At 66.7% G+C, this 26,672-nt stretch carries 25 protein-coding genes; 21 read left to right on the top strand and 4 right to left on the bottom strand.

What is annotated here, in order from left to right:
* The first annotated feature begins 22 nt into the window (after positions 1-22).
* The 5 genes from E0E18_RS03340 (at position 23) to E0E18_RS03320 (ending at position 5,137) form a co-directional block, all read left to right on the top strand.
* Positions 23-2,488 carry a Tex family protein gene (locus E0E18_RS03340; RefSeq protein WP_130839334.1) on the top strand — a complete coding sequence of 822 codons (2,466 nt, stop codon included), beginning with the start codon at positions 23-25 and terminating at the stop codon, positions 2,486-2,488.
* Positions 2,489-2,724: 236 nt separating this feature from the next.
* Positions 2,725-3,066 carry a 50S ribosomal protein L19 gene (rplS, locus tag E0E18_RS03335; RefSeq protein WP_066582990.1) on the top strand — a complete coding sequence of 114 codons (342 nt, stop codon included), beginning with the start codon at positions 2,725-2,727 and terminating at the stop codon, positions 3,064-3,066.
* Between the two features lie 306 nt (positions 3,067-3,372).
* A complete protein-coding gene (lepB, locus tag E0E18_RS03330; RefSeq protein ID WP_066582988.1) occupies positions 3,373-4,137 on the top strand; it encodes a signal peptidase I in 765 nt (254 codons plus the stop codon).
* A 42-nt stretch (positions 4,138-4,179) separates the two neighbouring features.
* The gene (locus E0E18_RS03325; RefSeq protein WP_130841177.1) at positions 4,180-4,821 is read left to right on the top strand and encodes a ribonuclease HII; all 642 of its coding nucleotides are present in this window, start codon (positions 4,180-4,182) and stop codon (positions 4,819-4,821) included.
* A gap of 10 nt (positions 4,822-4,831) precedes the next feature.
* Positions 4,832-5,137, top strand: coding sequence for a DUF2469 domain-containing protein (locus E0E18_RS03320; RefSeq protein WP_066582981.1), 306 nt, complete (start codon positions 4,832-4,834; stop codon positions 5,135-5,137).
* Here the strand turns inward: E0E18_RS03320 and E0E18_RS03315 are convergent.
* The gene (locus E0E18_RS03315; RefSeq protein WP_237559614.1) at positions 5,121-6,419 is read right to left on the bottom strand and encodes an MFS transporter; all 1,299 of its coding nucleotides are present in this window, start codon (positions 6,417-6,419) and stop codon (positions 5,121-5,123) included. The genes E0E18_RS03320 and E0E18_RS03315 overlap by 17 nt on opposite strands.
* A 277-nt stretch (positions 6,420-6,696) precedes the next feature.
* Here E0E18_RS03315 and E0E18_RS03310 point away from each other — a divergent pair, with 277 nt between their 5' ends.
* From E0E18_RS03310 to E0E18_RS03295, 4 genes are all read left to right on the top strand, one after another.
* Entirely contained in the window at positions 6,697-7,089 is a 393-nt protein-coding gene (locus tag E0E18_RS03310) for a YraN family protein (RefSeq protein ID WP_130839333.1), read from the top strand.
* Between the two features lie 2 nt (positions 7,090-7,091).
* Positions 7,092-8,681 (top strand): YifB family Mg chelatase-like AAA ATPase, encoded by a 1,590-nt coding sequence (locus tag E0E18_RS03305; protein WP_474077496.1) that lies wholly within the window; start codon positions 7,092-7,094, stop codon positions 8,679-8,681.
* Complete coding sequence (dprA, locus tag E0E18_RS03300) at positions 8,678-9,982, top strand: DNA-processing protein DprA (RefSeq protein WP_237559613.1); 1,305 nt, start codon at positions 8,678-8,680, stop codon at positions 9,980-9,982. The genes E0E18_RS03305 and dprA overlap by 4 nt, the downstream gene beginning before the upstream one ends.
* A gap of 111 nt (positions 9,983-10,093) precedes the next feature.
* Positions 10,094-11,173, top strand: a complete 1,080-nt coding sequence (locus E0E18_RS03295) for a tyrosine recombinase XerC (protein WP_130839330.1) — start codon at positions 10,094-10,096, stop codon at positions 11,171-11,173.
* Positions 11,174-11,228: 55 nt separating this feature from the next.
* Here the strand turns inward: E0E18_RS03295 and E0E18_RS03290 are convergent, their stop codons facing one another.
* Positions 11,229-11,840 (bottom strand): M23 family metallopeptidase, encoded by a 612-nt coding sequence (locus E0E18_RS03290; RefSeq protein WP_130839329.1) that lies wholly within the window; start codon positions 11,838-11,840, stop codon positions 11,229-11,231.
* A 487-nt stretch (positions 11,841-12,327) separates the two neighbouring features.
* On the opposite strand from E0E18_RS03290, the gene rpsB reads away from it, so the two are divergent.
* From rpsB to E0E18_RS03265, 5 genes are all read left to right on the top strand, one after another.
* Positions 12,328-13,167: a 30S ribosomal protein S2 gene (gene rpsB / locus E0E18_RS03285; RefSeq protein ID WP_066582975.1), complete on the top strand. Its 840-nt coding sequence runs from the start codon at positions 12,328-12,330 to the stop codon at positions 13,165-13,167.
* A gap of 76 nt (positions 13,168-13,243) precedes the next feature.
* Positions 13,244-14,062 carry a translation elongation factor Ts gene (gene tsf, locus E0E18_RS03280; RefSeq protein WP_066582974.1) on the top strand — a complete coding sequence of 273 codons (819 nt, stop codon included), beginning with the start codon at positions 13,244-13,246 and terminating at the stop codon, positions 14,060-14,062.
* A gap of 298 nt (positions 14,063-14,360) precedes the next feature.
* On the top strand, positions 14,361-15,056 hold the full coding sequence (gene pyrH / locus E0E18_RS03275) for a UMP kinase (RefSeq protein ID WP_066585674.1): 696 nt from the start codon (positions 14,361-14,363) through the stop codon (positions 15,054-15,056).
* Positions 15,057-15,238: 182 nt separating this feature from the next.
* Complete coding sequence (gene frr / locus E0E18_RS03270; protein ID WP_130839328.1) at positions 15,239-15,796, top strand: ribosome recycling factor; 558 nt, start codon at positions 15,239-15,241, stop codon at positions 15,794-15,796.
* Positions 15,796-16,680 carry a phosphatidate cytidylyltransferase gene (locus E0E18_RS03265; protein WP_066582970.1) on the top strand — a complete coding sequence of 295 codons (885 nt, stop codon included), beginning with the start codon at positions 15,796-15,798 and terminating at the stop codon, positions 16,678-16,680. The genes frr and E0E18_RS03265 overlap by 1 nt, the downstream gene beginning before the upstream one ends.
* A 101-nt stretch (positions 16,681-16,781) precedes the next feature.
* Here E0E18_RS03265 and E0E18_RS03260 read toward each other — a convergent pair whose 3' ends face one another.
* Entirely contained in the window at positions 16,782-17,252 is a 471-nt protein-coding gene (locus tag E0E18_RS03260) for a lipopolysaccharide assembly protein LapA domain-containing protein (protein WP_237559612.1), read from the bottom strand.
* Between the two features lie 81 nt (positions 17,253-17,333).
* Here E0E18_RS03260 and rlmN point away from each other — a divergent pair, with 81 nt between their 5' ends.
* Positions 17,334-18,446 (top strand): dual-specificity RNA methyltransferase RlmN, encoded by a 1,113-nt coding sequence (gene rlmN, locus E0E18_RS03255; RefSeq protein ID WP_130839327.1) that lies wholly within the window; start codon positions 17,334-17,336, stop codon positions 18,444-18,446.
* 94 nt (positions 18,447-18,540) lie between these two features.
* Here the strand turns inward: rlmN and E0E18_RS03250 are convergent, their stop codons facing one another.
* A complete protein-coding gene (locus E0E18_RS03250) occupies positions 18,541-19,002 on the bottom strand; it encodes a DUF2631 domain-containing protein (protein ID WP_066582965.1) in 462 nt (153 codons plus the stop codon).
* A gap of 138 nt (positions 19,003-19,140) precedes the next feature.
* On the opposite strand from E0E18_RS03250, the gene dxr reads away from it, so the two are divergent.
* The 6 genes from dxr (at position 19,141) to E0E18_RS14125 (ending at position 26,616) form a co-directional block, all read left to right on the top strand.
* Positions 19,141-20,325: a 1-deoxy-D-xylulose-5-phosphate reductoisomerase gene (dxr, locus tag E0E18_RS03245; protein WP_130839326.1), complete on the top strand. Its 1,185-nt coding sequence runs from the start codon at positions 19,141-19,143 to the stop codon at positions 20,323-20,325.
* On the top strand, positions 20,310-21,566 hold the full coding sequence (locus E0E18_RS03240) for a M50 family metallopeptidase (protein ID WP_110481293.1): 1,257 nt from the start codon (positions 20,310-20,312) through the stop codon (positions 21,564-21,566). Before dxr ends, E0E18_RS03240 begins: the two co-directional genes overlap by 16 nt.
* An 85-nt stretch (positions 21,567-21,651) precedes the next feature.
* Positions 21,652-23,496 carry a penicillin-binding transpeptidase domain-containing protein gene (locus E0E18_RS03235; RefSeq protein ID WP_130839325.1) on the top strand — a complete coding sequence of 615 codons (1,845 nt, stop codon included), beginning with the start codon at positions 21,652-21,654 and terminating at the stop codon, positions 23,494-23,496.
* Positions 23,497-23,537: 41 nt separating this feature from the next.
* Complete coding sequence (gene map / locus E0E18_RS03230; protein ID WP_066582952.1) at positions 23,538-24,431, top strand: type I methionyl aminopeptidase; 894 nt, start codon at positions 23,538-23,540, stop codon at positions 24,429-24,431.
* Positions 24,432-24,598: 167 nt separating this feature from the next.
* On the top strand, positions 24,599-25,705 hold the full coding sequence (locus tag E0E18_RS03225) for an NAD(P)-dependent alcohol dehydrogenase (RefSeq protein WP_066582946.1): 1,107 nt from the start codon (positions 24,599-24,601) through the stop codon (positions 25,703-25,705).
* Positions 25,706-25,827: 122 nt separating this feature from the next.
* Positions 25,828-26,616 (top strand): TM2 domain-containing protein, encoded by a 789-nt coding sequence (locus E0E18_RS14125; protein WP_130839324.1) that lies wholly within the window; start codon positions 25,828-25,830, stop codon positions 26,614-26,616.
* The last annotated feature ends 56 nt before the right edge of the window (positions 26,617-26,672 follow it).

The following is a 26,672-nucleotide window of genomic DNA, read 5'->3' as shown; positions in this document are numbered from 1 at the left end:
GGGTCCGGCTACGATATTGCGAATGACCGTACGTGAGAACAACGGACAGTTGACCGCAGCGACCGCAGGGACACCTGTGACAGAGGTGATAGCCCGCGAACTCGGAGTGGCGGAGACTCAGGTCGCCTCCACTGTCGCACTGCTCGACGAGGGCAACACCGTGCCCTTCATCGCCCGTTACCGTAAGGAGGTCACCGGCGGGCTCGACGACGCCCAGCTCCGCACCCTCGAAACCAGGTTGACCTACCTGCGCGAACTCGGTGCCCGCAAGGCGGTCGTCCTCGCCGCGGTGGAGGAGCAGGGCAAACTCACCGACGAACTGCGCGGGCGGATTCTCGCCTGCGAGACCAAGGCCCGTCTCGAAGACCTGTACCTTCCGTTCAAGTCCACCCGTCGTACCCGTGCCACCGTCGCTCGTGAAGCAGGGCTGGAACCACTCGTGGAGAGTCTGCTGTCGGACTGCACCACGGACCCTGCCGAGCTCGCGGCGTCCTATGTCACCGAAGGATTCGCCGACCCCAAGGCGGTCCTCACCGGTGCCAGGGCGATAGTGCTCGAGGAGATCTCCACGGACGCCGACCTCGTCGGTGAGGTCAGGGAGAGGTTCTACACCACCGGCTCCATGTCCGCCGGCGTCGTCGAAGGCAGGGAGACCTCGAAGGAAGCCCAGAAGTACCGTGACTACTTCGAGTTCTCCGAACCTTTCACCGACCTTCCCTCCCACAGGGTTCTGGCACTGCTCCGCGGAGAGAACGAGGGAATCCTCCAGCTGACCCTGGACCCGGGGGAGGACGCCGTCTACCAGTCGATGATCGCCTCGGCCAGGGGCCTGGAACCCCGGGGTGACGCCGCGGACAGGTTCCGGGCGGAATGCGTCCGCTTCGGATGGCGCACCAGGCTCCAGGTCTCCACAGGAGTGGATGTACGGATGCGACTGAAGGAGAGGGCCGACGCCGCGGCCGTGGATGTCTTCGCCCGGAACCTGAGGGACCTGCTGCTCGCCGCTCCGGCGGGACAGCGGGCCACGCTGGGCCTTGACCCCGGATATGCCCACGGCGTCAAATGCGCTGTCGTGGACCCCACCGGAAAAGTCCTGGACACAGTGGTCATCTACCCGCACGAACCCAGGAACCGGTGGGAGGAGTCGGTGGGCGCCCTTGCCAGATTGTGCGCCGCACACCGGGTGGACCTCATGGCGGTCGGCAACGGCACCGCCTCACGCGAGACCGAGAAACTGGCCAGGGAGACCGCGGAGAAGGTCCTCGCCGCCACCGGCCACCGGCCGACCCCCGTCGTCGTCTCCGAGGCCGGTGCATCCGTGTACTCCGCATCCGAACTCGCCGCGGAGGAGTTCCCTGACATGGATGTCGCCCTGCGGGGAGCAGTCTCGATCGCACGCCGCCTGCAGGACCCGTTGGCGGAACTGGTGAAGATCGACCCCCGGTCGATAGGTGTGGGACAGTACCAGCACGACGTCAACCAGGCGATGCTCGCCGAAAGTCTCGACTCTGTCGTCGAGGACGCCGTGAACTCGGTGGGGGTCGACGTCAACACCGCTTCGGCACCACTGCTGCGCCGGGTGGCCGGTGTCAGCCCCACCCTGGCGGAGAACATCGTGAGGCACCGTGAGGCGCACGGAGCGTTCATCTCACGCAGACAGTTGCTGGATGTCGCGCGGCTCGGCCCGAAGGCCTTCCAGCAGTGCGCCGGATTCCTGCGTATCCACGGGGCAGAGGACCCGCTCGATGCATCTGCCGTTCACCCCGAGGCATATCCGCTGGTCCGCAGGATCACCTCCACCACCGGAGTGGAGGTCACCGACCTGATCGGCAATTCGAGGGTGCTGTCCTCACTGCGGCCGGAAGACTTCGCCGACGGGACTTTCGGTGTACCGACGGTCACCGATGTTCTCGCCGAACTGGACAAGCCGGGACGGGACCCGCGACCCGAGTTCCGGACCGCCACCCTGGCTGAGGGCATCGAGAAGGTCTCCGACCTGGTCCCGGGCATGATCCTGGAGGGAACGGTGACCAACGTCGCCGCATTCGGAGCGTTCGTCGACGTCGGGGTGCACCAGGACGGGCTGGTGCACGTGTCGGCGATGTCGGAAAGGTTCGTCAGGGACCCGCACGAGGTGGTGCACTCGGGTCAGGTGGTCAAGGTGAAGGTCATGGACGTTGACGTGGAACGTCAGCGTATCGGTCTGTCTCTACGCCTCAACGACGAACCCGGTCCGGCCGGAGCTTCTGCGGGCGGCTCCGCAGATGGAAGAGGACGGGGCCACGGCGGAAAGTCAGCAGCAGGTCCCCGGCAGCGCGGGGAGCGCGATGCGGGTCACGGTTCCGGTGGTCGCGGCGGCAACGGAGACAGCGGCAGGAAAGGTCGCGGCGGCCGTGGCGGCAGAGACAGCCGTGGCGGCGACAGGACCGGCGGGCCCGCTGCGGGGTCGATGGCCGAGGCCCTGCGCCGGGCAGGTTTCGGACGGTGACGTAGTGCGGTGTCGGCGTCCTCCCGGATTTGGCCGGGAGGTCACGGCACTGGCATACTTGACCGGTTGCGTGCCACGTCACCTTCACCGGTGAAATTCTCCGTCCGCGGAGACCCGGCCCGGCAACAAGGACAATTCAATGGTGTGGGCATGAACGCGCTGACCGTCGACGGGGTTCCCGGACAGGCGGTACGTAGGTCCTCTGTCCGATCGAAATGAACTTTTAGGAGTGCCACATGCACTATCTCGACAAGGTCGACGCCGCACAGCTGCGGTCCGACATCCCGGACTTCCGCCCCGGCGACACCCTTGACGTCCACGTCAAGGTCATCGAGGGTTCCAAGAGCCGTATCCAGGTGTTCCGCGGCGTGGTCATCCGCCGTCAGAACTCCGGAATCCGTGAGACCTTCACCGTCCGCAAGGTCTCCTTCGGTATCGGCGTGGAGCGTACCTTCCCGGTGCACTCCCCGAACATCGACCACATCGACGTCCTCAGCCGCGGCAAGGTCCGTCGCGCCAAGCTGTACTACCTCCGCGACCTGCGGGGCAAGAAGGCGAAGATCAAGGAACGCCGCTAGCCCCGCACCGCCCCAGGCGTGCGGTAGCCGCAGACCCCGCCGTCGTACCGTTCCCCCACGGAACTGTCGACGGCGGGGTTTCGCCGTATCCGGGTCAGCCCCCGCCACCGGTGGTGGAGTTGGGTGGTGGAGTTGGGTGGGGAGACCCGGGGAGCACCGGGGGAGGCTCAGCCGGGGCACGGGATACCGGGGCGGAGAACACGTGGCCCGGGAACTGTGGAGATCGGGAACTGCCGGCACCGGCTGGTAAAGTGACGGCGTGTGACCTACCCCAGCGACGCCGCCCCCGGAGAGCCGACCCGACCCATGTCCGAGAGGGAGAAAGTGGCCGCCCGGCGACGTGCCGAGGAGGAGAAGCGGGGGAAGAGGAAGACCTACCCCTGGTGGGTGGAGTTTCCCGTCATCCTCGTCATCGCCCTGGCACTGCTGGCACTGTTCAACAGCTTCGTCGGCAGGCTCTACCAGATCCCCTCCGAGTCCATGGAGCCCACTCTCCACGGCTGTGAGGGGTGCACCGGCGACAGGATCTTCGTCAACAAGCTGGCCTACGATTTCGGCAGGACGCCGGAACCCGGGGACGTCGTGGTCTTCGTGGGCCCCGACTCCTGGAATGACAGGTACGTCTCCCAACGCTCGGACAACAGCCTCACCCGGGGGATCCAGACCGGACTGTCCTACATCGGGATCCTCGCACCTGACGAGAACACCCTGGTCAAGCGAGTCATTGCGACAGGCGGGCAGACTGTCCGCTGTATCGAAGGTGATCCCGGCGTCATGGTCGACGGTCGGCAGGTCGACAGTTCCTACATCCAGGATCCTGCGACGTATCCGGTGGACCCGATGACAGGGTCCGACGCCTGTGGCGGAGCGTACTTCGGCCCGGTCACTGTTCCGGAGGGAAACCTGTGGATGATGGGCGACAACCGGACGAACTCCGGTGACTCCCGCTACCACGTCGGTGATGAACTGCAGGGGACCGTCCCGGTCGCCAACGTCGTGGGCAAGGTCGAGGCCCGGGTGTGGCCGCTGGGCAGGATCGGCGGGGTCGACGACCCGGACATCCAGAGGTGACCTGAGGTGACCGCGACGGTACGTGCCGTTCCCGTCCGCTCCATGCCGGACGGGCGGACACTGGAGTGGGCGGTGCACAGGGCCGGTCTCGACCCCGTCGCAGGAGTGGACGAGGCGGGCCGCGGTGCCTGCTGCGGACCGGTGACGATCGCGGCCTGCATCCTGCCTCCCGGCCCACTGCCGTCCCTGCGGGGACTCACCGACTCCAAGAAACTGAGTCCGGTGAAGAGGGAACAGCTGTTCGGGGCGATAGTCGAGGTCGCCGTGGACTACGCGGTAGTTCACATTCCGGCGTCCTACGTGGACACCTGGGGTATCCAGCACGCCAATCTCGGCGGGATGCGGCGTGCGGTGGCCCGGCTCACGCACCGCCCCGGCTACATTCTCACCGACGCGATGAAAGTCGACGGTTTCACCCGCCCCCACCTTCCGGTGGTCAAGGGTGACCTGGTGTGCCGGTGCATCTCCGCGGCCAGTGTCCTGGCGAAAGTGTCGCGGGACAGACTGATGGTCGACCTGGACGGGGCCTACCCAGGCTACGGGCTGGCGGAGCACAAGGGGTACGGGACGAAGGCTCACATGGAGTCGGTGAGTCGTCTCGGTGGGACGCCGGAACACCGTTACACTTACTCGAACGTGGCGACCGCACATGCGCGGTGGCTTCAGATGCAGCAGAAAGGGTGATCCGTACACCGTGAGTGCCGAGGATCTTGAAGACTACGAAGCCAATGTCGAGCTTTCCATGTACCGGGAGTACCGCGACGTGGTCAGCCAGTTCAGCTACGTCGTCGAGACGGAGCGGCGCTTCTACCTCGCCAACGCCGTGGAACTGATACCGCGTAACTCTGGCGGGGAGGTCTACTACGAGGTGAGGATGTCCGACGCCTGGGTGTGGGACATGTACCGTCCCGCCCGGTTCGTCCGCTACGTCCGGGTCATCACCTACAAGGACGTCAACATCGAGGAACTCGACAAGCCGGAGCTCAGGCTTCCCGAATAGACGGTCCACCCGTTTTCGCCGAGTTCCTGAGCCGCGGACTGATGACAGTGCACACCGCCACCGCCGCGGTGACCGCCGCACCTGCGGCAACCGGTACCGAGGTCCCGACGCCGTAGAGCACGGTACCGAGAGTCGGGGCGACGACCATCGTCAGCCCCATCGTGGCTGTCACCAGACCCGCGACGCCTCCCTGTTCCGCCTGTGTCACCTGGAGGCTCGCGCCGGCGGTGAATCCGGGAGTTGCCGTTCCCATTCCCACAGCGACCACAGCGACCCCCACGTAGAGCAGCGCGGTGGTCAGCGGGACGGAGGACGTTTCCGGGATGAGGACCACGAAACCTGCTGCCGCGGTGGTCGCCCCGACGCGCAGCAGCTTCCCGGGGGACCACCCTGACCGTGGCACGACGAGTACTTGTGCGGTGACAACCCCGGCACCGGCGGTGAGCAGTGCAAGTCCGGTGAGCAGGCCTGCGCGGTCCTCGCTGACACCGATGCGGTCCTGGACCAGGAATCCGACGATGATCTGAATGAAGCCGAGCGCGAGATACATCCCGAAGCCGCAGACCAGGAACGGGAGGACGCGACGATCCGTGGGACGCACCGGGCGGGGACGCCTGACAAGCTCCGCAGGAGGCTGACTGTGCAATCTGGTCCGTACGAGCAGTACCGACAGAACCAGCAGGACAGGTACCGTCACGAGGGGAACCACCAGCCCGAACACGGCGAGCAGGCCCCCGAGGGCAGAGCCCGCTATCTGACCGACACCCTGTACCGCGCCGAGACGGGCCATGCCGGTGACCCTCGCATCACTGTCGACACTGCCGTCGGCGGAGGTGGTGGCGTCGGCGACCGCCGCCTGCGCGGTCGGCGGTACCGCGGCGACGGAGGCGCCGAAAAGTACCCCGCGCAGGAGAAGGAAGAGCACGAAGAGACCGGTTCCCCCGACAATTCCGGCAGTGCCGAGAACCGCTACCCCGGCGAACAGGGCAGTCGTGACCGCTGCAGCCGCCAGCGCGGCGGTGAGGACACTACGGCGTCCGGCGGACTGGGAACGACGTCCCCACGCCGGGCTCGTCAGTGCGACCATCAGAGCCGCCGCGCTGACGGTGACCCCGACCTGCCAGTCGGCCAGTCCGACTGTGCGGGCGAGCGGTGCGATCACGGGACTCAGCGACATCTGTGCCACAACCGTGATGAAGGTGACTGTCAGGAGTACCCGGATCTGTCTGTCCGGGGACACGGGCTGCCTGTCCCGGACAGGTGACGGTGCGGTATCCGGCACTGGACGGCTCCTTCGTGGGATCAGTGGACCCGGGTCATCCTACCTGCCGGGCCGGATTTCGGACAGCCTGCCCTCACCGGCTGTCGACGGTACCGGTACCGGTACCGCGACCGGCATCGTCGGGGGGAATCTACACAGGTGGACGGGCCTGACATCGTTGCGGACGGCCAGGGCACGCCTGTGCTGTTGTCCACAGGCGTCGACCTGTCCACAAGGTGCAGGCGGGACCGTCGACAGCAGGACATGCCGCGCCGGACCGGGTGCCACAGTGCAGGACATGGACCATCACACAGTCAAGCACAGCCGTAACCTCCGGAAGGTCGGCGCCTCGGGCGAGGACACAGCCGCAGCCTGGTTCACCGGCCGAGGGTATGAACTGCTCTGCAGAAACTACTTCACCTCACGGGGGGAGATCGACATCATCCTCCGGACCCCGGAGTCAGACCCGGACCACCCGGCCCTGGTGTTCGTCGAGGTGAAGTGGAGACTTGACGACCGCTACGGCCGGGGAGCGGAAGCGGTCACCCCGGTCAAACTGGCCGCCATGCGGCACGCCGCCGTGCGGTGGCTCGCGGAAAACCCCCGGGAGCGCACCGAGAACCTCCGGTTCGACGTCCTCGACATCACCGAGAAGGAGATCACCCACTACGAGGGGGTGGGAGAATGGTGACCGTGGGGGACCACTCACGGGTACGTGTCGGCCAGTCCCACGGCATGGGAATCGACGGGCTCACAGGAATACCGGTGACCATCGACTGTGACATCAGCAGAGGCCTGCCGGGAATGAGCATCGTGGGGCTGGGTGACGCGGCAGTGGTCCAGGCACGGGACAGGGTCAGGTCCGCAGTCATCAACAGCGGGATGCGGTGGCCGAGGTCACGGATAGTGGTGAGTCTCTCCCCGGCCTCTGTCCCGAAGTCCGGCTCCGGATTCGATCTGCCGATGGTCCTGGGCATCCTGGTGGCACAGGGTGATGTCCCCGCGGAGAGTGTCAGACAGGCGGTCGCCGTCGGCGAACTGGGGCTCGACGGGACCGTCAGGGCAGTGGCGGGAGTCCTTCCCATGCTTCTCGCGGCACGGCAGGCGGGCTTCCTCAGAGCTGTCGTTCCGGCATCGAACCTCCGGGAGGCCCGCAGGGTACCCGGAATCGAGGTGACCGGTCTCAGTCACCTCACCCAGCTGCAACCCTGGGCGACCGGCGCTCTGACAGATGAACGGCAGGACCCCGATCCCACAGTCGACGACGGCGGACACCGCATTCCGGACCTGTCCGACGTCGCAGGTCAGTCCGCCGCCCGCCGGGCACTGGAAGTTGCCGCGGCAGGCGGCCACCATCTCTGGCTGTCCGGGCCACCGGGGACGGGGAAATCCATGCTCGCCCGGCGCCTGCCCGGCATACTGCCCCCACTGAGCGAACCTGAACAACTGGAGGCCGCCGCGGTGCACTCCGTCGCAGCAGAGAAAGGAGGGATGGACGGGATCTGGGCACGCGTCCGTCCTTTCATCGCCCCGCACCCGTCCCTCACAGTGCCCGCCCTGATCGGCGGCGGGTCCGGCCGGGTACGTCCGGGAGCTGTGAGCCTGGCACACCACGGAGTCCTCTTCCTTGACGAGGCTCCGGAAATCGACAGAGGAGTGCTGGAAGGCCTCAGGGTGCCGATGGAACGTGGCACAGTCAACATTGAACGGGTACGCAGGACAGTGACCCTTCCCGCCCGTTTCCAGCTGGTCCTCGCTTCCAACCCCTGTCCCTGCGGTGCGGAGCAAGCAGCGGACTGCAGGTGCAGGGCAGGAGCACGGGACCGTTACCTCCAGAGAATCTCCGGGCCGCTACGTGACCGGATCGACATCCTGGCACGGACAGGTGGAGGCCGTTCGGTGAACGTCTCCGGCACCGTGGACAGTTCGGCGTCGGTTCGTGACCGGGTCTGTGCGGCAAGGGAAAGAACTGTCGCCCGTCTGGAGAGTTTCCGTGGTGCCGGGTGTTCCGGGAGTCCCGGAACCTGCACGGACCCCGGTGTTCGCACCAACGCAGGAGTTCCGGGTCCACTGCTTCGACGGGAGTTCCCGGCGACGGACGCCGCGATGCTCCTGCTCCAGGACCGACTGCGTCACGGCGACCTGTCCCAGCGCGGTGTCGACCGGGCGCTAAGGGTGGCATGGACGTTGGCGGACCTGGCGGAAGCGGGACGTCCCGGGGTGGGCGAGGTGATGGACGCCGTGGAGATGTTCACCGGAGCTGTCGGGGAGGTGGGGGTGTGACGGGAAAGAAGGGGCAGGGACTGTCGCGCAGGGAGGCGTGGGCGGTGCTGCGTAGACTGGTCGAGGCGTCACGGACCGACATTGTCCGGCTGCTGTGGCCGGACGGGGATTCATCGGCCCCGGCCCAGGTCGAGCGGGTCGTCTCCGCCCTCGGGAAGGGCAACGGAAGTCTACCCCCGGCGCTGAGAGGGCTGACACCTGCCAGGTCGGCACTGGTGCTTCGTCGTGCCCGTGAGGATCTGGAATGGGCTTCCGTCCACCACTGGCGGTTGATCACCCCGGACGACGACGAGTGGCCCACCATGAGACTGGATGAGGCGTTCAACTGTATCGGTGATCTGGACACCGCTGAACCGGCTGATGACGGAGACACGGCCCCGGGCCCGCGTGGCGCAGAGGCCGGGGCACGGCAGGGAGTCACCGCCTCGGATGCCCCGGAGACAGGGGTCCGCAGGTCAGCGGCACGACCTTTCGCACTGTGGGGCCTCGGTCCCGCACAACTGTCAGGAACGGTGGAAAGGAGCGTGGCTGTCGTCGGGACCCGTTCGTCGACCACCTACGGGGAACGCACCACCCACCGGTTCGCCGGGGAACTCGCCGCCGCCGGCTACACCGTAGTCTCCGGTGGAGCCCTGGGAACAGACACAGCAGCGCACCGGGGTGCACTCGAGGCGGACGGGAGCACCGTCATGGTCGCGGCCTGCGGGCCAGGGGTGGTGTACCCCCGGAGCAATGCGGACCTGTTCCGGCAGATTGCCGGGACCGGACTACTGGTCACCGAGTACCCGCCCGGGACAACTCCGGCACGGTACCGGTTCCTCACCAGAAACCGACTGGTCGCGGCGCTCACACGGGGTACGTTCCTGGCGGCTGCCGGATACCGCTCCGGCGCGGTCAACACCGCCAACTGGGCAGATGCCATGCTTCGGCCGGTGATGGTGCTCCCCGGGCCCGTCGATTCCGCAGCTTTCGTGGGATGCCACCGGCGGATCAGAGACGGTGCCGGCACACTGGTGACCCGCTCCTCGGAGATACGGGAGATCATTGAACCGCTCGGCAGTGTGGACTGTGACGGTCAACTTGACCTGGAGTTCACCGCGTCCCCGGTACAACAGCTCAGCCGTGACCAGCTGTCCGTGTTCGACTGCTGCGGCATAGTTTCCGACGACACCGGACGCATCGAACAGATCGCCGGACAGACAGGCCTGCCACCGGTGGCGGTGGTGCGGACGTTAAGGGAACTGGAGAATATCGGCCTGATCGTGCGCAGTGGAGACCGGTGGCTGAAGAACGACCGATGAACGCCGCCGGGTGGAGGGAGGAGAATCAGGCAGATACCCCGTCGGCTCCCCGGCAGTCGGCCCACCGCTGCCGCACCGGGTGCTGACCGGACACTGAACTAGGGTGGTGACATGTCCTCCGAGACACATGCCGAGACACATGCCGAGACACAGCCCGGCGCATCCGCTGGCACCCGTTCCGAGACACTCCGGGCGGTCGACACCTACCTGGAGTACCTCGAACTGGTGAAAGGCCGATCCGCGAACACAGTCCGGGCCTACGGTTCAGACCTGCGTGCCGCGTTCGAAAGTGTCCCGACCCTGGAGGGATTCACCCTCGAACACTGCCGGAACGTCCTGGACTGGGCGGTGGAGAACGGAGACTCGAAGACCACACTCGCCCGGATCGCCTCCAGTCTCCGCGGATTCGGAGCATGGCTGGTGCACACCGGTAAGGTTCCCGCGAACCCGGCCGGTTCGCTGCAGACCCCGAAAACGTCGAGAACACTGCCACGTGTACTGCGGACGGACCAGGTCGCACGGGTGCTCGATGAGGCGCGCGCACGCGCCCTGGGCGCACCCGCGGACCACAGGGACAGCGGAGAAGACGGAGCCGGTGACGGTCACACAGAAGACAACCGTGCAGAACCGGCGGGGGAACCCGGCACACCTGACCCGGTGGCGGTCCGTGACTGGGCGATGCTCGAACTGCTCTACGCCACCGGAATCAGGGTCTCGGAACTCGCCGGTGCAGACACCTCCGACCTTGGAGGCAACGGAGATCCGGGGGCGCGCAGCCTCCGCGTCAGAGGAAAAGGCGGGAAGACACGGGTCGTCCCCTACGGCCCCACCGTCGAAGACGCCCTGAGACACTGGCTGTCCGTCCGCCCGGAACTGCTGCCCGAACACGGTGCAGGAACCGGTCGTCCCGCCCTGTTTCTCGGGGTCCGGGGAGGGCGCATCGATGTCCGTCAGGTCCGTACCGTCGTCCACCGTGCCACCGCAGGTGCCGGTGTCCCAGAAATCGCACCGCACGGGCTGAGACACTCCGCGGCGACCGCGGTACTCGACGGGGGAGCGGACCTGAGGGTCGTCCAGCAGCTGCTCGGACACTCCTCGATGAACACCACGCAGATCTACACCCACGTCGGTGCCGAAAGACTGCAGCAGGTGTACCGCCGGGCCCACCCCCGCTCCGGGTCGCGGGACTAGAAAGAGGGCGTCACAGCACGCACCCGGTTACTGTCAACGTCCCCGACCGCCGGGGTCAGCGCCACAGGCGGACATGGACCGGGGCGAGCAGCATCATCGGATCGATGTACCGTTCCGGACCCGGCGCACCGTCACCGGCCGTGCCGGAGTCCGGGAACTCAGCCGTCTGCAGGACAGCTCCCCAGTGCAGTCCGGCGTCCTTCCGGGCGGAGTCAGGCAAGGTGCCGGCGTCCGCGAGACTGCCTAAGACCTGGCCGCGGATCACCCTCTCACCTTCCGACACGGCGGCGATGACCGGCTCATAGGTGGTGCGCAGTCCGTTGCCGTGGTCCACGGACACCGTCGGGGTACCGGCGACCACGCCGGCGAAGCGGACAGTCCCGGACTCGCTTGCACGCACCTCGTCACCGGCCCGGGCGTCCAGGTCGACGCCACGGTGCCCCGGTCTCCAGTTCTGCTCCGGAATGTCCGCGGGTACCAGGACAGTACCGGAGACCGGCCTGGTGTGGGTGGGGGAGACCGCGGGAGTGTCTGCGGAGCGGGTGACCACGACCGGTGGACGTTCCTGTGCCGCTGCCAGGGAGGCGGCGGAGAATCCGCTGGTCGGACCGGTCAGGAGCACCGGCAGGACGAGCAGACGGAGGCAGAAGGCGGAGGTACGCGACATGTCTCCAGCATGGACTGCCCGGGCGGGCTCGACCGGAGGATCCGTGTCACGGTGGACCGGGCTGCCGCGGGTGTCCACAGGCAGGGTCAGCGGACTTGGGAATGATGCACTCAAGGAGTAGTATCTGTCCCTGCAGTATGCCCGTCCGGTGGTCGGCAGGTCTGCCGTGTCATCTGTCACCTCCCACGCAGAAGGTCGGACGACACGGTCCTGAGTTCACGGTCACAGTCACAGGTGTGCTGACATCGCGCAGGTTCAGCGTGATCCTCAAAGGGCCCGTCCGTCAACGGTTCCCCGCACTCGTGCGGGGTCTACTGGGCGGGGACAATCCAGGATGCCTGCCAGGTCAGCCGATGCACGACCCCGTCACAGGGACGGGAAGTGCCCGGCCGAGAAAAACCGTCAACCCAGACTTTGTGAAAGCGAGGAAGGGGAGAGGCACCGGTCACCGGGATGGTGGTCCGGCAGCGGACTCCCCTGAAACACCATGGCTGTTGTCACCATGCGCGAGCTGCTGGACGCCGGCGTCCACTTCGGTCACCAGACCCGTCGTTGGAACCCGAAGATGCGTCGATTCATCTTCACCGACCGTAACGGCATCTACATCATCGACCTCCAGCAGACGCTGACCTTCATCGACGAGGCCTACGAGTTCGTCAAGGAGACCGTCGCCCACGGCGGGAACATTCTCTACGTCGGCACCAAGAAGCAGGCCCAGGAGGGCATCGCCTCCGAGGCGCAGCGCGTCGGGATGCCCTACGTCAACCACCGCTGGCTCGGCGGTATGCTCACCAACTTCCAGACTGTCGCCAAGCGTCTGCACCGCCTCAAGGAACTGCAGGCCATGGATGCGGCGGAGGACGGCTACGCAGGCCGGACCAAGAAGGAAGTCCTCATGCTGACCCGCGAGCGCAACAAGCTCGAGCGCGTCCTGGGCGGCATCGCGGACATGACCAAGGTCCCCTCCGCACTCTGGATCGTCGACACCAACAAAGAGCACATTGCCGTTGCCGAGGCCAAGAAGCTCAACATCCCGGTCGTCGCCATCCTCGACACCAACTGCGACCCTGATGTCGTCGACTTCCCGATTCCGGGCAATGATGACGCCATCCGTGCGACCAACCTCCTGACCTCGATCATCTCCTCCGCCGTGGAGGAGGGCCGCAAGCTGCGCGCCGAGCGTCAGGAAGCTGCCGCCAAGGAGACCGCCGGGGACGCCGAGGTTGCCGAGATCGTCGTCGAGGCCGAGCAGGCCGAGCCTGAGAAGGCCGCGCAGATCGCCGAGGCCGAGGTCAAGGCGGAAGAGTCGGCCCCGTCCGCCGAGTAGTACCCCTTTCCTGCAGTACCTTAGGGTCGGGTCGACCCCGACCCCACAACTTCAAGTACAAGGAGGATCGCCGCACATGGCGAACTACACCGCCGCTGACGTCAAGAAGCTGCGTGAGACCACCGGCTCCGGCATGATGGCCTGCAAGAAGGCGCTGGACGAGGCCGAGGGCGATTTCGAGAAGGCCGTCGAGATTCTGCGTATCAAGGGTGCCAAGGATGTCGGTAAGCGCGCCGAGCGCACCGCCGCCGAAGGCCTCATCGCGGTTTCCGGTGCGACCATGATCGAGATCAACTCCGAGACCGACTTCGTCGCCAAGACCGAGGAGTTCATCGCCTTCGCCGACCGTGTCGCCGAGGCTGCCGCGGCCGCCGGTGCGAACTCCGCCGAGGAGCTCGCTGCTGTCCAGGTCGACGGCAAGACCGCCCAGGAGGCTCTTGACGAGCTCTCCGCCAAGATCGGTGAGAAGCTGCAGCTGCGCCGCGCCGTCACCCTCGACGGTGACAAGATCGCCGTGTACCTGCACCACCGTTCGGCGGATCTGCCCCCGGCCGTGGGCGTCCTCGTCGCCTACACCGGTGACGACGAAGCTGCCGCCAAGGGCGCTGCCATGCAGGTTGCCGCGCTGAAGGCCCAGTACCTCACCGACGCCGAGGTCCCTGAGGAGATCAAGGACAAGGAGCGGGAGATCGCCGCCGCGACCGCCCGCGAGGAAGGCAAGCCGGAGAAGATCATCCCGAATATCGTCCAAGGTCGCCTCAAGGGCTTCTTCAAGGATGTCTGCCTGCTGGACCAGCCGTCCGTGACGGAGTCCAAGAAGACTGTCAAGCAGGTCCTCGACGAGGCCGGCGTGACCCTCACCGGGTTCGTCCGCTACGAGGTCGGCCAGAACTAGGGGATCGGCCGGGGCAGCAGTCCCGGAGACCACCTGAGGCTGACAGAGCCCGTCGTCCCACCACAGTGTGGGACGGCGGGCTCTGCCGTATGCTCGCGCCGACACGGTGGAGACGGTACGGGGTGTGGAGTTCACGGATTCACCCGCGGCGCACCGTGAGCTGGTGCACGACGAGGTACTGCGGGCAGGCTAGGATTGACCACCGGACCAATTGACCACATCCCCACTAGTTCCCCAAGGAGATCCCACGGTGACTGGCAGCGAGAATTCCGACAGACGGCCCGGCTTCAAGCGGGTGATGCTGAAACTCGGCGGCGAAATGTTCGGCGGTGGGAAAGTCGGTGTGGACCCTGATGTCGTCGAGAATGTCGCACGTCAGATCGCCGAGGTCGCCCGCGGGGGTACGGAGATCGCGGTGGTCATCGGCGGGGGGAATTTCTTCCGTGGAGCGGAACTGCAGCAGCGGGGAATGGACCGGGCCCGTTCGGACTACATGGGGATGCTGGGGACGGTGATGAACTGCCTGGCACTGCAGGACTTCCTGGAGAAGCAGGGCATCGACACCCGGGTGCAGACCTCGATCAACATGGCGCAGGTCGCCGAGCCCTATCTGCCGTTGCGTGCCGTCCGCCATCTCGAGAAGGGGAGGGTGGTGATCTTCGGTGCCGGTATGGGTCTTCCGTACTTCTCCACCGACACGACCGCCGCCCAGCGTGCCCTGGAGATCGGCTGTGAGGTCCTGCTCATGGCCAAGGCTGTCGACGGCGTCTACAGTGACGACCCGCGTACCCATCCCGACGCCGAACTGTTCACGCGGATAAGCCACAGTGAGGTCATCGAGCGTGGGCTGAAGGTCGCGGACGCCACCTCGTTCAGCCTCTGCATGGACAACCGGATGCCGATGCTGGTCTTCAACCTGTTGACGGAGGGCAACATCGCCCGCGCTGTCGCAGGTGAGGACATCGGCACCCTGGTCGTCACCCCCGCTGCCTGAGCGGTCCGGCCCGGGGCGTCCGGGGGACCTGGTAAGTTCACGGTTGAAATATCTGCCGTGGCCGTCCCCCGGGCGCCGCACACATGCACACACGCCAGGACGAGAACCCGGCACCTGTCCCGGAACCCGGCCTGACGGCCGTGGGCGAACACTGAACCCGAATCCTGTACATGAGGACAATCATGATTGACGACATCCTGCTCGACGCTGAAGACCACATGACCCGCTCTGTGGACCACATCCGTGAGGACCTGACCACCATCCGCACCGGTCGTGCGAATCCGGCGATGTTCAACGGTGTCTTCGCCGAGTACTACGGCGTCCGGACCCCTGTCACCCAGATGGCGACGATCAGTGTGCCTGAGCCGCGGATGCTCATCATCCGGCCGTACGAGATGTCGGTGATGAACGACATCGAGAATGCGATCCGCAACTCGGACCTGGGCGTCAACCCCACCAACGACGGCCAGGTCCTGCGTGTGACCATTCCGCAGCTCACCGAGGAGCGTCGCCGGGACCTGGTGAAGGTGGCACGCTCCAAGGGGGAGGACGCCAAGATCTCGATCCGCAACATCCGCCGTAAGGGGATGGACGCACTGCAGAAGATCCAGAAGGACGGGGATGCCGGCGAGGACGAGGTGAAGGCCGCGGAGAAGGAGCTCGACAAGATCACCCACTCCTACGTCGGACAGGTTGACGATGTTGTCTCGGCGAAGGAGAAGGAGCTGATGGAGGTCTAGTGGACTCCCGCCCCGATTCCGGCCGGTTCCATCTTCCGCAGCCGAAGAATTCTGCCGGCCGTTCTCTGCCGGTCGCCATCAGCGTCGCCGTGGGTCTCGGGATCCTCGTGGTCGCCTGCCTCATCGTCCCTCACGCGTGGTACCCGCTTATCGCGGTGGCGATGGGGTTGGCGACCTGGGAGGTGTGCCGGCGTCTCAACGAGAACGGCTACGACGTCCAGTTCCCGGTACTGTTCACCGGGGGACAGGCGATGATCTGGTTGTCGTGGCCTTTCGGCGCCACCGGACTGCTCTCGGCGTTCGGAGTGTCCGCCCTTGTCACTGTGGTGGCGAGACTGTTCCACAAGGGCAATGACGTCAAGCCGGTGAACTGGCTCAGGGATGCCGGTGTGTCCGTGTTCGTGCTCATCTGGATTCCGCTGTGCGGTGGATTCGGTGCGATGCTGTCACTGATCTCCCGTGACGAGGTCTCCGGCTGGGCGTTCATCCTCACTTTCATGCTCTGTGTCATCGCCTCTGACGTCGGTGGTTACGCGTCCGGGGTCTTCTTCGGCAGTCATCCGATGGCACCGGCGATCAGCCCGTCAAAGTCGTGGGAGGGTTTCGCGGGTTCACTGCTGCTGGCATCTGCGGTCGGTGTCGCCTGCATGGCACTGCTGCTGAAGTTCCACGACCCACTGCACATCGTGCTGGGCCTGGGGCTGGGGACGGGACTGTCCCTGTGCGCGATTCTCGGGGACCTGGTGGAGTCCCAGTTCAAGAGGGATCTCGGTATCAAGGACATGTCACGCATGCTGCCGGGCCACGGGGGGATGATGGACAGGATCGACGGGATGCTGCCCGCGGCGATGCTGACCTGGGTCATGCTCAACGCCGTGTCCTGACAGGGCCGGTCACCGTCACCCCGGCACTGTCACAGAGGCGGCCCCGCCAGAAAGAACCCGCCAGAAAGAACGCGCCAGTTGGATCCCGCCAGTTGGACCGGTCAGCGTCCCTTGCGGACCTGGTGGCGCAGCTGGAGAATGCGGACAGTTCCCACACAGGCGGCGATGAGTGCTCCGGCGACAGCAGCGATCAGCATCCCCACACCGATGGGGAAGTTCCACTGCCAGACGAACATGTGCAGCTGGACACTGTCACCGTTCTGGAGGATGAACACCAGCAGCAGGACCAGGATCACCGCCCCGATGATCAGACCGACCCAGGTCGAACCCGCCACCGACGGGCCCACCTCGCTGCCGGCGGAGCCGGTGCCTGCACTGTCACCCGGCTCCCCGGAAGCCGCGGCGTCCTCCACCTGCCCGTGACCTGACGCGCCCCGGGTGACCGCAGCCTTGCCCGTCCGTTCAGGCTCGGTGGTGCTCTCCAGTGTCGGACGGTGGGGCTGTGGGGCGTCCGGCGTCCCGGCGGCGGTGGGGGTGGTGTCGTCGGCGAAGTCGCGTTCCCTGTTCGTCATGGCGCCAATTGTAGGCGGTGGTGGAGGCAGATGTGCGTCGATGTGCTCCTGCCCCCTGTGGGGTGCAATAATGGTCCGATCATGGCTGAACCCGTAAAACTGCAGTTCCGTGCCCCTGTCCGGGGCATGCCACCGACCCACATGGCCGATCTCACTGACGAGGAGATCACGACCGCCGTGAAGGACGCCGGCCTTCCAGGTTTCCGCGCCAACCAGATCGCCCGGCAGTACTACGGTCGCCTCGAGGGCGACCCCGGTGCAATGACCGATCTTCCGGAAAGCCTGCGTGACACCGTCAGACAGGCACTGTTCCCGACCCTCATGTCGCCCGTCCGTCATATTTCCTGCGATGACGGGCAGACCCGCAAGACTCTCTGGCGCCTCCACGACGACACACTGCTGGAATCGGTGCTGATGCGCTACCCCGACAGGGCGACACTGTGCATCTCCTCCCAGGCCGGCTGCGGAATGGCCTGTCCGTTCTGCGCCACCGGTCAGGGCGGACTGGACCGGAACCTGTCGACAGCGGAGATCGTGGAGCAGGTGCGCGCGGCAGCCAGGGCGATGCGCGACGGTGAGGTGGACGGCGGGGAAGGCCGCCTGTCCAATATCGTGTTCATGGGCATGGGCGAGCCCCTGGCCAACTACCGGAGGGTGATCGCGGCGATCAGGCGTATCACCTCTCCCGCCCCGGGGGGCTTCGGCATCTCCCAGCGCAGTATCACCGTGTCGACGGTGGGACTGGCGCCGGCGATCCGGCGTCTCGCCGACGAGGGGATGCACATGCGGCTGGCCGTGAGCCTGCACTGCCCGGACGATGAACTCCGGAACACTCTCGTCCCGGTGAACAACCGGTGGTCGGTCGACGAGGTCCTCGACGCGGCGTCCTACTACGCTGATGCGTCGGGTCGCCGGGTCTCCATCGAGTACGCGCTGATCAAGGAGGTCAACGACCAGCCGTGGCGTGCGGACCTGCTGGGGAAGAAGCTGCGGAGGAAGCTGGGGAACCGGGTCCACGTCAATCTCATCCCGTTGAACCCCACACCGGGTTCACAGTGGGACGCGTCACCGCGGCCGGTCCAGGAGGAGTTCGTCCGCAGGGTCACCGAGCAGGGGGTAGCCTGCACCGTGAGAGACACGCGGGGCCAGGAGATCGCCGCGGCCTGCGGACAGTTGGCCGCAGAGGAGCGGTGACAGAGACAACGGACCCCGGTCGCAGGAGAATCCTGCGACCGGGGTCCGTTGTCTCAGGAGGCGGAGATCAGGTCGGCCCCGCCCGCCCCCTGTCCTACTTGTGGTGGAGGAGACCGTAGGACGGGGTGGGGATGTCTTCGACACCGTCCACGCCGACTCCGGGGAGGTTCCAGGCCCGCAGCTCCGCGGTGGTGAGGTCCGCGTACCGGCCGGTGAGGTTGTGCTGGTCTGCGGTCCAGTTCGGCTCCACGTGCCCGGCGGGCCTGTTGTGCGAGGTCAGGGTGGAGCGGGCGGGACGCGGCTTCCAGTTCGGGGAGGAGTGACGGGCGTAGAGGGTCACGCCGACCAGCACCGCCAGTCCGAGGACGACCACGTAGATGTCCTCGATCCTGCCCTTGTGGTTGCCGAAGAGGAAGCCGAAGATACTGAGCCCTGCGACATACCCGATGATGATCGTGGTCTTGCGCGGGAACTGGTGCCAGCCCCATCCGGCGGAGGGCTCGTCCTCCGTGGAAACGCCGTTGTACACTTCGACCTTCGTGCCGTGGTCAGCCACTTCGTGTTCCTCCTGAAGTAAGCGGCAGTAGTCAACTGCCAGATATGGTGCTCCCATTCTTGCATATCCTGCGTGGCGGGACGAACACCGGCCGCCGGGACGGTGCCCCCGATCGGGTAGGACGCGATCCGTGGAACAATGGTCCGGGTGAAGAAGCGTGTAGTGGTGCTCGGCAGCACCGGAAGTATCGGTACGCAGGCCCTGGAGATCATCGCGGACAACCCGGACCTGTTCGAGCTCGTCGGTATCTCCGCCCAGGGGTCCCGTCCCGAGACACTGCTCCGGCAGGCCAGGGACTTCGGCCTCGACTGTTCGAGAATTGCCGTGGCCAGTGACATAGCCGCCGACATGATCGACCGTGAACTGGACGGACATGTCCTCCGGGGCACGGACTCGGCCCGCCGGCTCGCCGAGGATGCCGGCGGACGGGGCTGCGATGTGGTGCTCAACGCCCTTGTCGGCTCCCTGGGACTGGACGCCACCCTCGCGACACTCCAGGGCGACTCCCAGCTCGCGCTCGCCAACAAGGAGTCCCTCGTGGCAGGGGGGCAGCTCGTCCTCGACACGGCGTCGGAGGGACAGCTGGTGCCGGTGGACTCGGAGCACTCCGCGATCGCACAGTGCCTGCGCGCCGGCACCCGGGACGAGGTGGACAGTCTCGTGCTCACGGCGTCCGGCGGGCCGTTCGTGGGCTGGACCCGGGAACAGCTGGAACCGGTCACCCCGTTGCAGGCCGCGGCCCACCCGACCTGGTCGATGGGGCAGATGAACTCGCTGAACACCGCGACGATGGTGAACAAGGGCCTGGAGGTGATCGAGGCGTCCCTGTTGTTCGGTATCCCCGCGGACCGGGTGCAGGTCACCGTCCACCCCGAGCAGACCGTCCACTCGATGGTCACCTTCACAGACGGGGCGACCATCGCCCAGGCGTCCCCACCGTCAATGAAGCTGCCCATCGCCGTGGCACTCGGATGGCCGCGGCGGATTCCCGGATCTGTCGTACCGCTGGACGTCAGCGAGGCGTTCACCTGGCATTTCGAACCACTGGATGACGAGGTGTTCCCTGCGGTGAGGCTCGCCCGCGAAGCGGCGGCGGCCGGCGGCTGCATGTCCGCGGTCTACAACGCCGCGAACGAGGAGGCCGCCGTGGAGTTCCTGGCGGGGACGCTGAGTTTCCCGCGGATCGTGGACACCGTCGCCGCGGTACTCGACGACTGCTCCCGGTTCACCGGCCGACCCCGTGACCTCGACGACGTGCTCGAGGCGGAACGTGCGGCCCGTGCCGCCGCGCACGAAAGGATGCGTCAGTGGACTACGCGCTAGGGGTCATTCTCTTCGCCGCGGGCATCGCGGTGACCATCGCACTTCACGAAGCCGGCCACATGGCCGCCGCCCGCGCATTCGGCATGAGGGTGCGCCGCTACTTCATCGGATTCGGCCCCACGCTGTGGTCGACGAAGAAAGGGCACACCGAGTACGGGCTGAAGGCCGTACCCTTCGGCGGTTTCTGTGACATCGCCGGCATGACCGCGCTCGACCCGTACACCGAGGACGAGAAGCCGTACCTGATGGTCGACCGTCCGGCGTGGCAGCGCATCGCGGTGATGCTCGCGGGAGTGGCCGTGAACATCGTGCTGGGCATAGCGATCATCTTCGGCGTCGCGCTGACCTGGGGGCTCCCGCCGACGAAGACGGTCCCGGTTCCCGCCGTCGTCGCCGAGACGATGTGCGCCCCGGTCACGGTCGCCGACGCCCGCGCGAACGACGGCGCCGGCAGCTGCGACGGGCAGGGGCCCGCAGCCGACTCCGGCCTGCGTGCCGGGGACACGGTGACCTCGGTCGACGGGACCGGCGTCACGGACTTCTCTTCGATGGCCGAGGTTCTCGGGAAGATCGGCTCGGACGCGGCGTCCCGCGGTGTGGCGGTCGGTGACCGGGTGACGGTGCCGGCGACCGTCGAGAGGGACGGACGCCCCGTGACCGTGGACCTGCAGGTCGAGGTCGTCCAACGTCTCGACGAGGCAGGCAGGGAAGTGTCCACCGGGGCAATCGGCGTGAGGGCGGACAACCCCAACACCAGACTCATCCACTACAGTGTGCCCGGCGCGGTGGGCGGATCCCTGGCCTACTCCGGACATGTGGTGGCCCAGACGGCCCAGGCCCTGGTGGATCTGCCGTCCAGGTACTGGCCGGTGGTGGAGTCCATCTTCGGTGGTCAGCGCGCCGAGGATTCACCGGTGAGCGTCGTCGGCGCGTCGAGGGCGGGCGGGGAACTTGTCGAGCATGACCAGTGGATGGCGTTCCTGCTGCTGCTGGCGAACCTCAACTTCTTCCTCGCGGCGTTCAACCTCGTGCCCTTGCCCCCGATGGACGGGGGGCATGCGGTGGTGGTGGTCTACGAGAAGATCCGTGACTGGTTCCGCCGGCGTCGGGGCCTGGCCCCCGGTGGTCCCGCCGACTACACCCGCCTGCTTCCGGTCACCTATGTCGTCGGTGCTGTGCTGCTCGTCTTCGGCCTGACGGTGATGGTCGCGGATGTCGTGAACCCGGTGCGGCTGTTCTGACGGGGTGCTGACGGGGTGACGACGGGGTGACGACTCACCGGCCGTGATTCGCGGCCGGGGCGGGTTCGGCGGATAATCTCGGGTCATGCGCCACACCCTCCGTACCGTTTCCGCGACTGTCCTGGCCGTGGCCGTGGCCGCCACCGTCGCCTGCACGCCCCGTCCGGACAGTCCGGATGACGCGGTGGACGACTTCCTCGACGCCCTGTCCCACCGTGACGTCGATTCGGCCGCCTCCGACACGGACATGAAGGATTCTGCTGCGGCGGACATCGACGCGACGTGGACGGGGCTGCAGGCGGAGGGGTTGGCGTCCTCCCTGAAGTCGGTGACGACCGACGGGGACGTGGCCACGGCGTCCTACACCCTGGACTGGGACCTGCCCGGGGACCGTAACTTCACCTATGACGCCACGCTCACCGCGACGAAGTCCGGGGAGAACTGGTCGGTGAGGTGGGCTCCGACCGTGCTCCACCCCGACCTGGGCAACGGGCAGCACCTGGAGCTGCGCAGGGTCGAGGCGAAGACCGCCGACGTCGTCGGCTCTGACGGTGCCGTGCTGCTCACCCCCGGGGTGCAGTGGCGGCTGAAGGTGGACACCCGGGAGGTCGCCGATCTTCCCGGCACGATGCGACGGATCGCTGCGGCGCTGCAGGTCGCCAACTCCCGGGACCGGTCCGTGCCGACCGTCGACCCGGTGGCGGCGGAGAAGGACGCCGGGGATGTCGACGGCCAGTACTCGGTGGTGGTGCTCGACGACCGGGTGGTGGGGCAGGTCAGGAGCATTCTCGGCGACGTTGAGGGGGTCAGTTTCACCGACGAGCCGACGATGGTGCGCCCGGACCCCGGTTTCGCCCCCGACATCCTGTCCAGGGTCAACAGTCTCGTCGGTGACGACCTTGTCGGGCAGGACGGCTGGGAGGTCGTCAAGGCCACCTCGAACGGTGCCTCGGTCGGTTCGGTGGACTCCGCCCCGGCGACGCCGGCACCGGCGGTGAAGGTCAGCCTGTCGAAGCAGGTGCAGACCGCCGCCCAGAATGCGGTGGACACCCGAGACGGGGACCAGGCGATGATGGTGGTGATCCGCCCGTCCACCGGTGAGATCCTGGCGGTCGCACAGACAGCGGAGGCGGACAAGGACGGTGACCTGGCGTTGTCGGGCCAGTATCCGCCCGGATCGACGTTCAAGATGATCACGGCGTCCGCCGGGGTGCAGGACCGGGGCCTGTCCTCGGACAGCATGGTGGGCTGTCCGTCGACGATCAACCTGGGTGGCAGGACTGTGACGAACTACAACTCCTTCTCCCTGGGGACGACCACACTGCGCAACGCTTTCGCACAGTCGTGCAACACCACTTTCGCGGAGATCTCCACGGACCTTCCCGTCGGCAGGCTCAAGGAGATCGCGGAACAGTTCGGTCTGGGCCGGGACTACGAGATCCCCGGGCTGACCACGGTCACCGGTGACGTGCCGGAAGGTGAGGTCATGCTGGACCGGACGGAGGCGGGGTACGGTCAGGGACTTGACCTGGCGAGCCCGTTCGGCATGGCGCTGGTGGCGGCGACCGCGGCCAACGGGAGGACGCCGGTACCGACCCTGCTCGAGACCGAGACGGGGAAGACCCTTGACGGTGACGGTGCCGCCGCGCAGCCGGGCACCCCCCTGGACCCGGCGGTGCTCGACAACCTGCGGGACATGATGAGGGCGGTGGTGACCAGTGGTTCCGGGCGTGCGATCTCCGGGGCGGGAGAGGTCTACGCCAAGACCGGCGAGGCGGAGTACAACGGCGGGTCCCACGCCTGGTTCGCCGGATACCGTGGTGACCTCGCTTTCGCGACCCTCATCGTCGGCGGCGGAGGTTCGGAGCACTCGGTCGCGGTGACGCAGCAGTTCTTCACGGAACTGGATGCGACGCCTGAGGGGCGGTAGGTCGACGGTACCGGTACCTGCGCGGAGTACGGTGGGGGCTCATGAGCACCGAGAACAGAGCACCTCAGAAGCCGGGTACACAGTCGCCGGTCCGTCACGTCCCCGCCGGTATCGAGAGGCCGGAGTACGTGTGGAAGGACGAGGTCCGTGAGAACGTCGGTGAGCCGTGGGTGCAGACTCCGGAGGTTGTCGAGGCGATGCGGGAGTCCTCGAAGATCGCGGCGGACGCCCTGTCCCTGGCAGGGGCCGCGGTCGCCCCGGGGGTCACCACCGACGAGCTCGACAGGATCGCCCACGAGTACATGTGTGACCACGGTGCGTACCCCTCCACCCTCGGCTACCGGCATTTCCCGAAGTCCGTGTGCACCAGCCTCAACGAGATCGTCTGTCACGGCATCCCGGATTCGACGGTGATACAGGACGGCGACATCGTCAACATCGACATCACCGCCTACAAGAACGGTGTGCACGGTGACACGTCCGCGATGTTCATCGCCGGTGAAGCGACCGAGGAACACCGTCTTCTCGTCGAGCGCACCTATGAGGCGATGTGGCGGGGCATCCGGGCCATCAGGCCCGGTCGGGAGGTCAACGTCATCGGCCGTGTGATCGAGGCCTACGCCCGGCGTTTCGGGTACAACGTGGTCCGGGACTTCACCGGCCACGGGGTGGGGCCGACCTTCCACAACGGGCTGATCATCGTCCACCATGACGAGGAGGCGTACAACACGGTGCTCGAGCCGGGGATGACGCTGACCGTGGAGCCGATGTTCAATCTCGGTTCACTGGACTACACGATCTGGGATGACGGGTGGACGGTACAGAACACCGACCACCGGTGGACTGCCCAGTGGGAGCACACGATGGTCGTCACCGACGACGGCGTGGACGTCCTCACCCTGCGTGAGGGCGAGGTCGACCGGTCGAAGAAGTAGGTTCTCCGGGTCTCCGGGGGCGTCCCCGGTCTGTGTGGAGGGGTGAGGGATCCGGACGCCGCAGCAGCTATGGCAAATATCACATACTGCGTGCGGTGAGCTGACGGTCGCTATACAGTTGACGAGTCAACTAAAAGATCCGAACAGATCGTCAGAGGAGCAGAACCATGACCACACCAGTTCGCGCAGCGGTACTCGACGGCGTCGACCAGCCTTTCACCTTCCGGGACCTCACCCTGCGTGACATCCGCCCCGACGAAGTCCTCGTCAGGATCTCGGCGGTCGGACTCTGCCACACCGACCTCGCGGTCCAGCACGGTGACATCCCGGGCGCCTTCCCCTTCGTCCTCGGACACGAGGGAGCCGGCTACGTGGAGCAGGTCGGGGAGGCCGTCAGCGATGTGAAGGTCGGCGACGCGGTCGCGATGTCCTTCGCCGCATGCGGCCATTGCCGCAACTGCCTGGCGGGAAAGCCCGCCTACTGTGTCAACTTCATGCCGCTCAACTTCGGCGGCTCCCGTGAGGACGGGACCCTGGCACTGAAGGACGCCGACGGCACCGACGTCCACGGCAACTTCTTCGGACAGTCCTCCTTCGCCTCCTACGCCATCGCGGAGGCGCGCAATGTCGTCGTCCTCCCCGAGGGTGCGCCCGTGGAACTCTCCGGCCCCCTGGGATGCGGAATCCAGACCGGGGCAGGCTCGGTCCTGAACTCCCTGCAGGTCCCTGCCGGTGCCAGCATCGTCGTCACAGGTACCGGCGCAGTGGGACTGTCCGGCATCATGGGTGCGGTGGTCGCCGGTGCGACCACCATCATCGCGGTCGACATCATCGACGAGCGGCTGGAGTTCGCGCGCAAGCTCGGTGCGACGCACACCGTCAACTCCCGCAACGAGGACCCGGTGGCGAAGATCCGGGAGATCACCGGAGGCGGCGCTGACTTCGCACTCGACACCACTGCGGTCCCCGCGGTCGTCCAGCAGGTCATCGAGGCGACAGCCTTCGGGGCAAAGCTCGCCCTCGTCGGAGTGCCGAAGCCCGGCGCGACCCTCGACCTGGGACTGATCTCCGCATCCGGGAAGAGCATCGTCGGCGCGATCGAAGGTGACTCGATCCCCCAGACCTTCATCCTGCAGCTCGTGGAACTGTACAAGGCCGGCAGGTTCCCCTTTGACGAACTGGTCACCACCTACCCCTTCGACCAGATCGACCAGGCGATCGCCGACACCGGCTCCGGCCGCGCGGTCAAGGCCGTGCTGGTGATGCCCGAGTAGGCCCCCGGCCTCCCGGGAGATTTTCCAGCGCGAAGATCACCGGCGACCGGGGCGGGGGAGGGTCGGCTAGGATCAGGTCATCACGTCGGCGCACATGGCCGATGACGACCGAGGAGCTGCGCATGACCGGACCGGGAGAACAGGGCGGACGGGACAGGGAACCCTCAGGTGCCGACAGGGAGGACACCACCGGGGCAGGGCCGGCACCGGAGAACTCCGGGTCCGGTGGCACCACCGGCAACCCGTACACCGCGGGTGCGCAGTCGGGAGGCTCCGGCTCCGGCAGTTCCTCCGCCGGCAACCCCTATGCCGGCAACCCCTATGCCGGGGACACGTACCCAGGGGACACGTACCCCGGCCAGGACGGCTACCAGGGCTACTCCGGCTACCAGGGCCACCAGAGCTATCAGGGTTACCCCGGCTACCAGCCCACCCCGGGCTACCCGGGTTACCAGGATACTCAGGGCTACCCCGGGTACGCCGGCCAGGCGGGCTATCCGGGAGCTGTCGGCTACCCGGGGTACCCCGGGTACGGGTACTCCCCGAAGTCGAAGGCCGTCGGAGCACTGCTGGCGTTCTTCCTCGGAACCTTCGGCGCCCACAACTTCTACTTCGGACTGAAGAACCGGGCCGTCACGCAGCTGGTCCTCACACTGGGCAGCTGGGCTGCACTGGTCGTCGGCGTCATCGCACTGGCGGCAGGTGTGGACTCCCAGCTCTCCTACGATTCCGAGGGCTACTACTCCTCCTCGGACAGCGGTGACGGCACGGCAGTTTTCGGGGCCCTGCTCCTGGTCGCCGCATCCCTCACCCTCACCGCCGTGGCGATCTGGGCCTTCGTGGAGTTCATCATGGTTCTCGTCGGTGCCCGCACCTACGCCCGTGACGCCCAGGGACTGATCATCCGCTGAGCCGTGCGCCGGGGAAGTGCCGGCAACTACCGGCCGGTACCGGGGAAGTGCCGGTG

The organism is Corynebacterium neomassiliense, assembly GCF_900626215.1.
Classification (GTDB): domain Bacteria; phylum Actinomycetota; class Actinomycetes; order Mycobacteriales; family Mycobacteriaceae; genus Corynebacterium; species Corynebacterium neomassiliense.
Note: the sequence above shows the minus strand (reverse complement) of the source record. Positions and strands in the feature narration are given on the sequence as shown.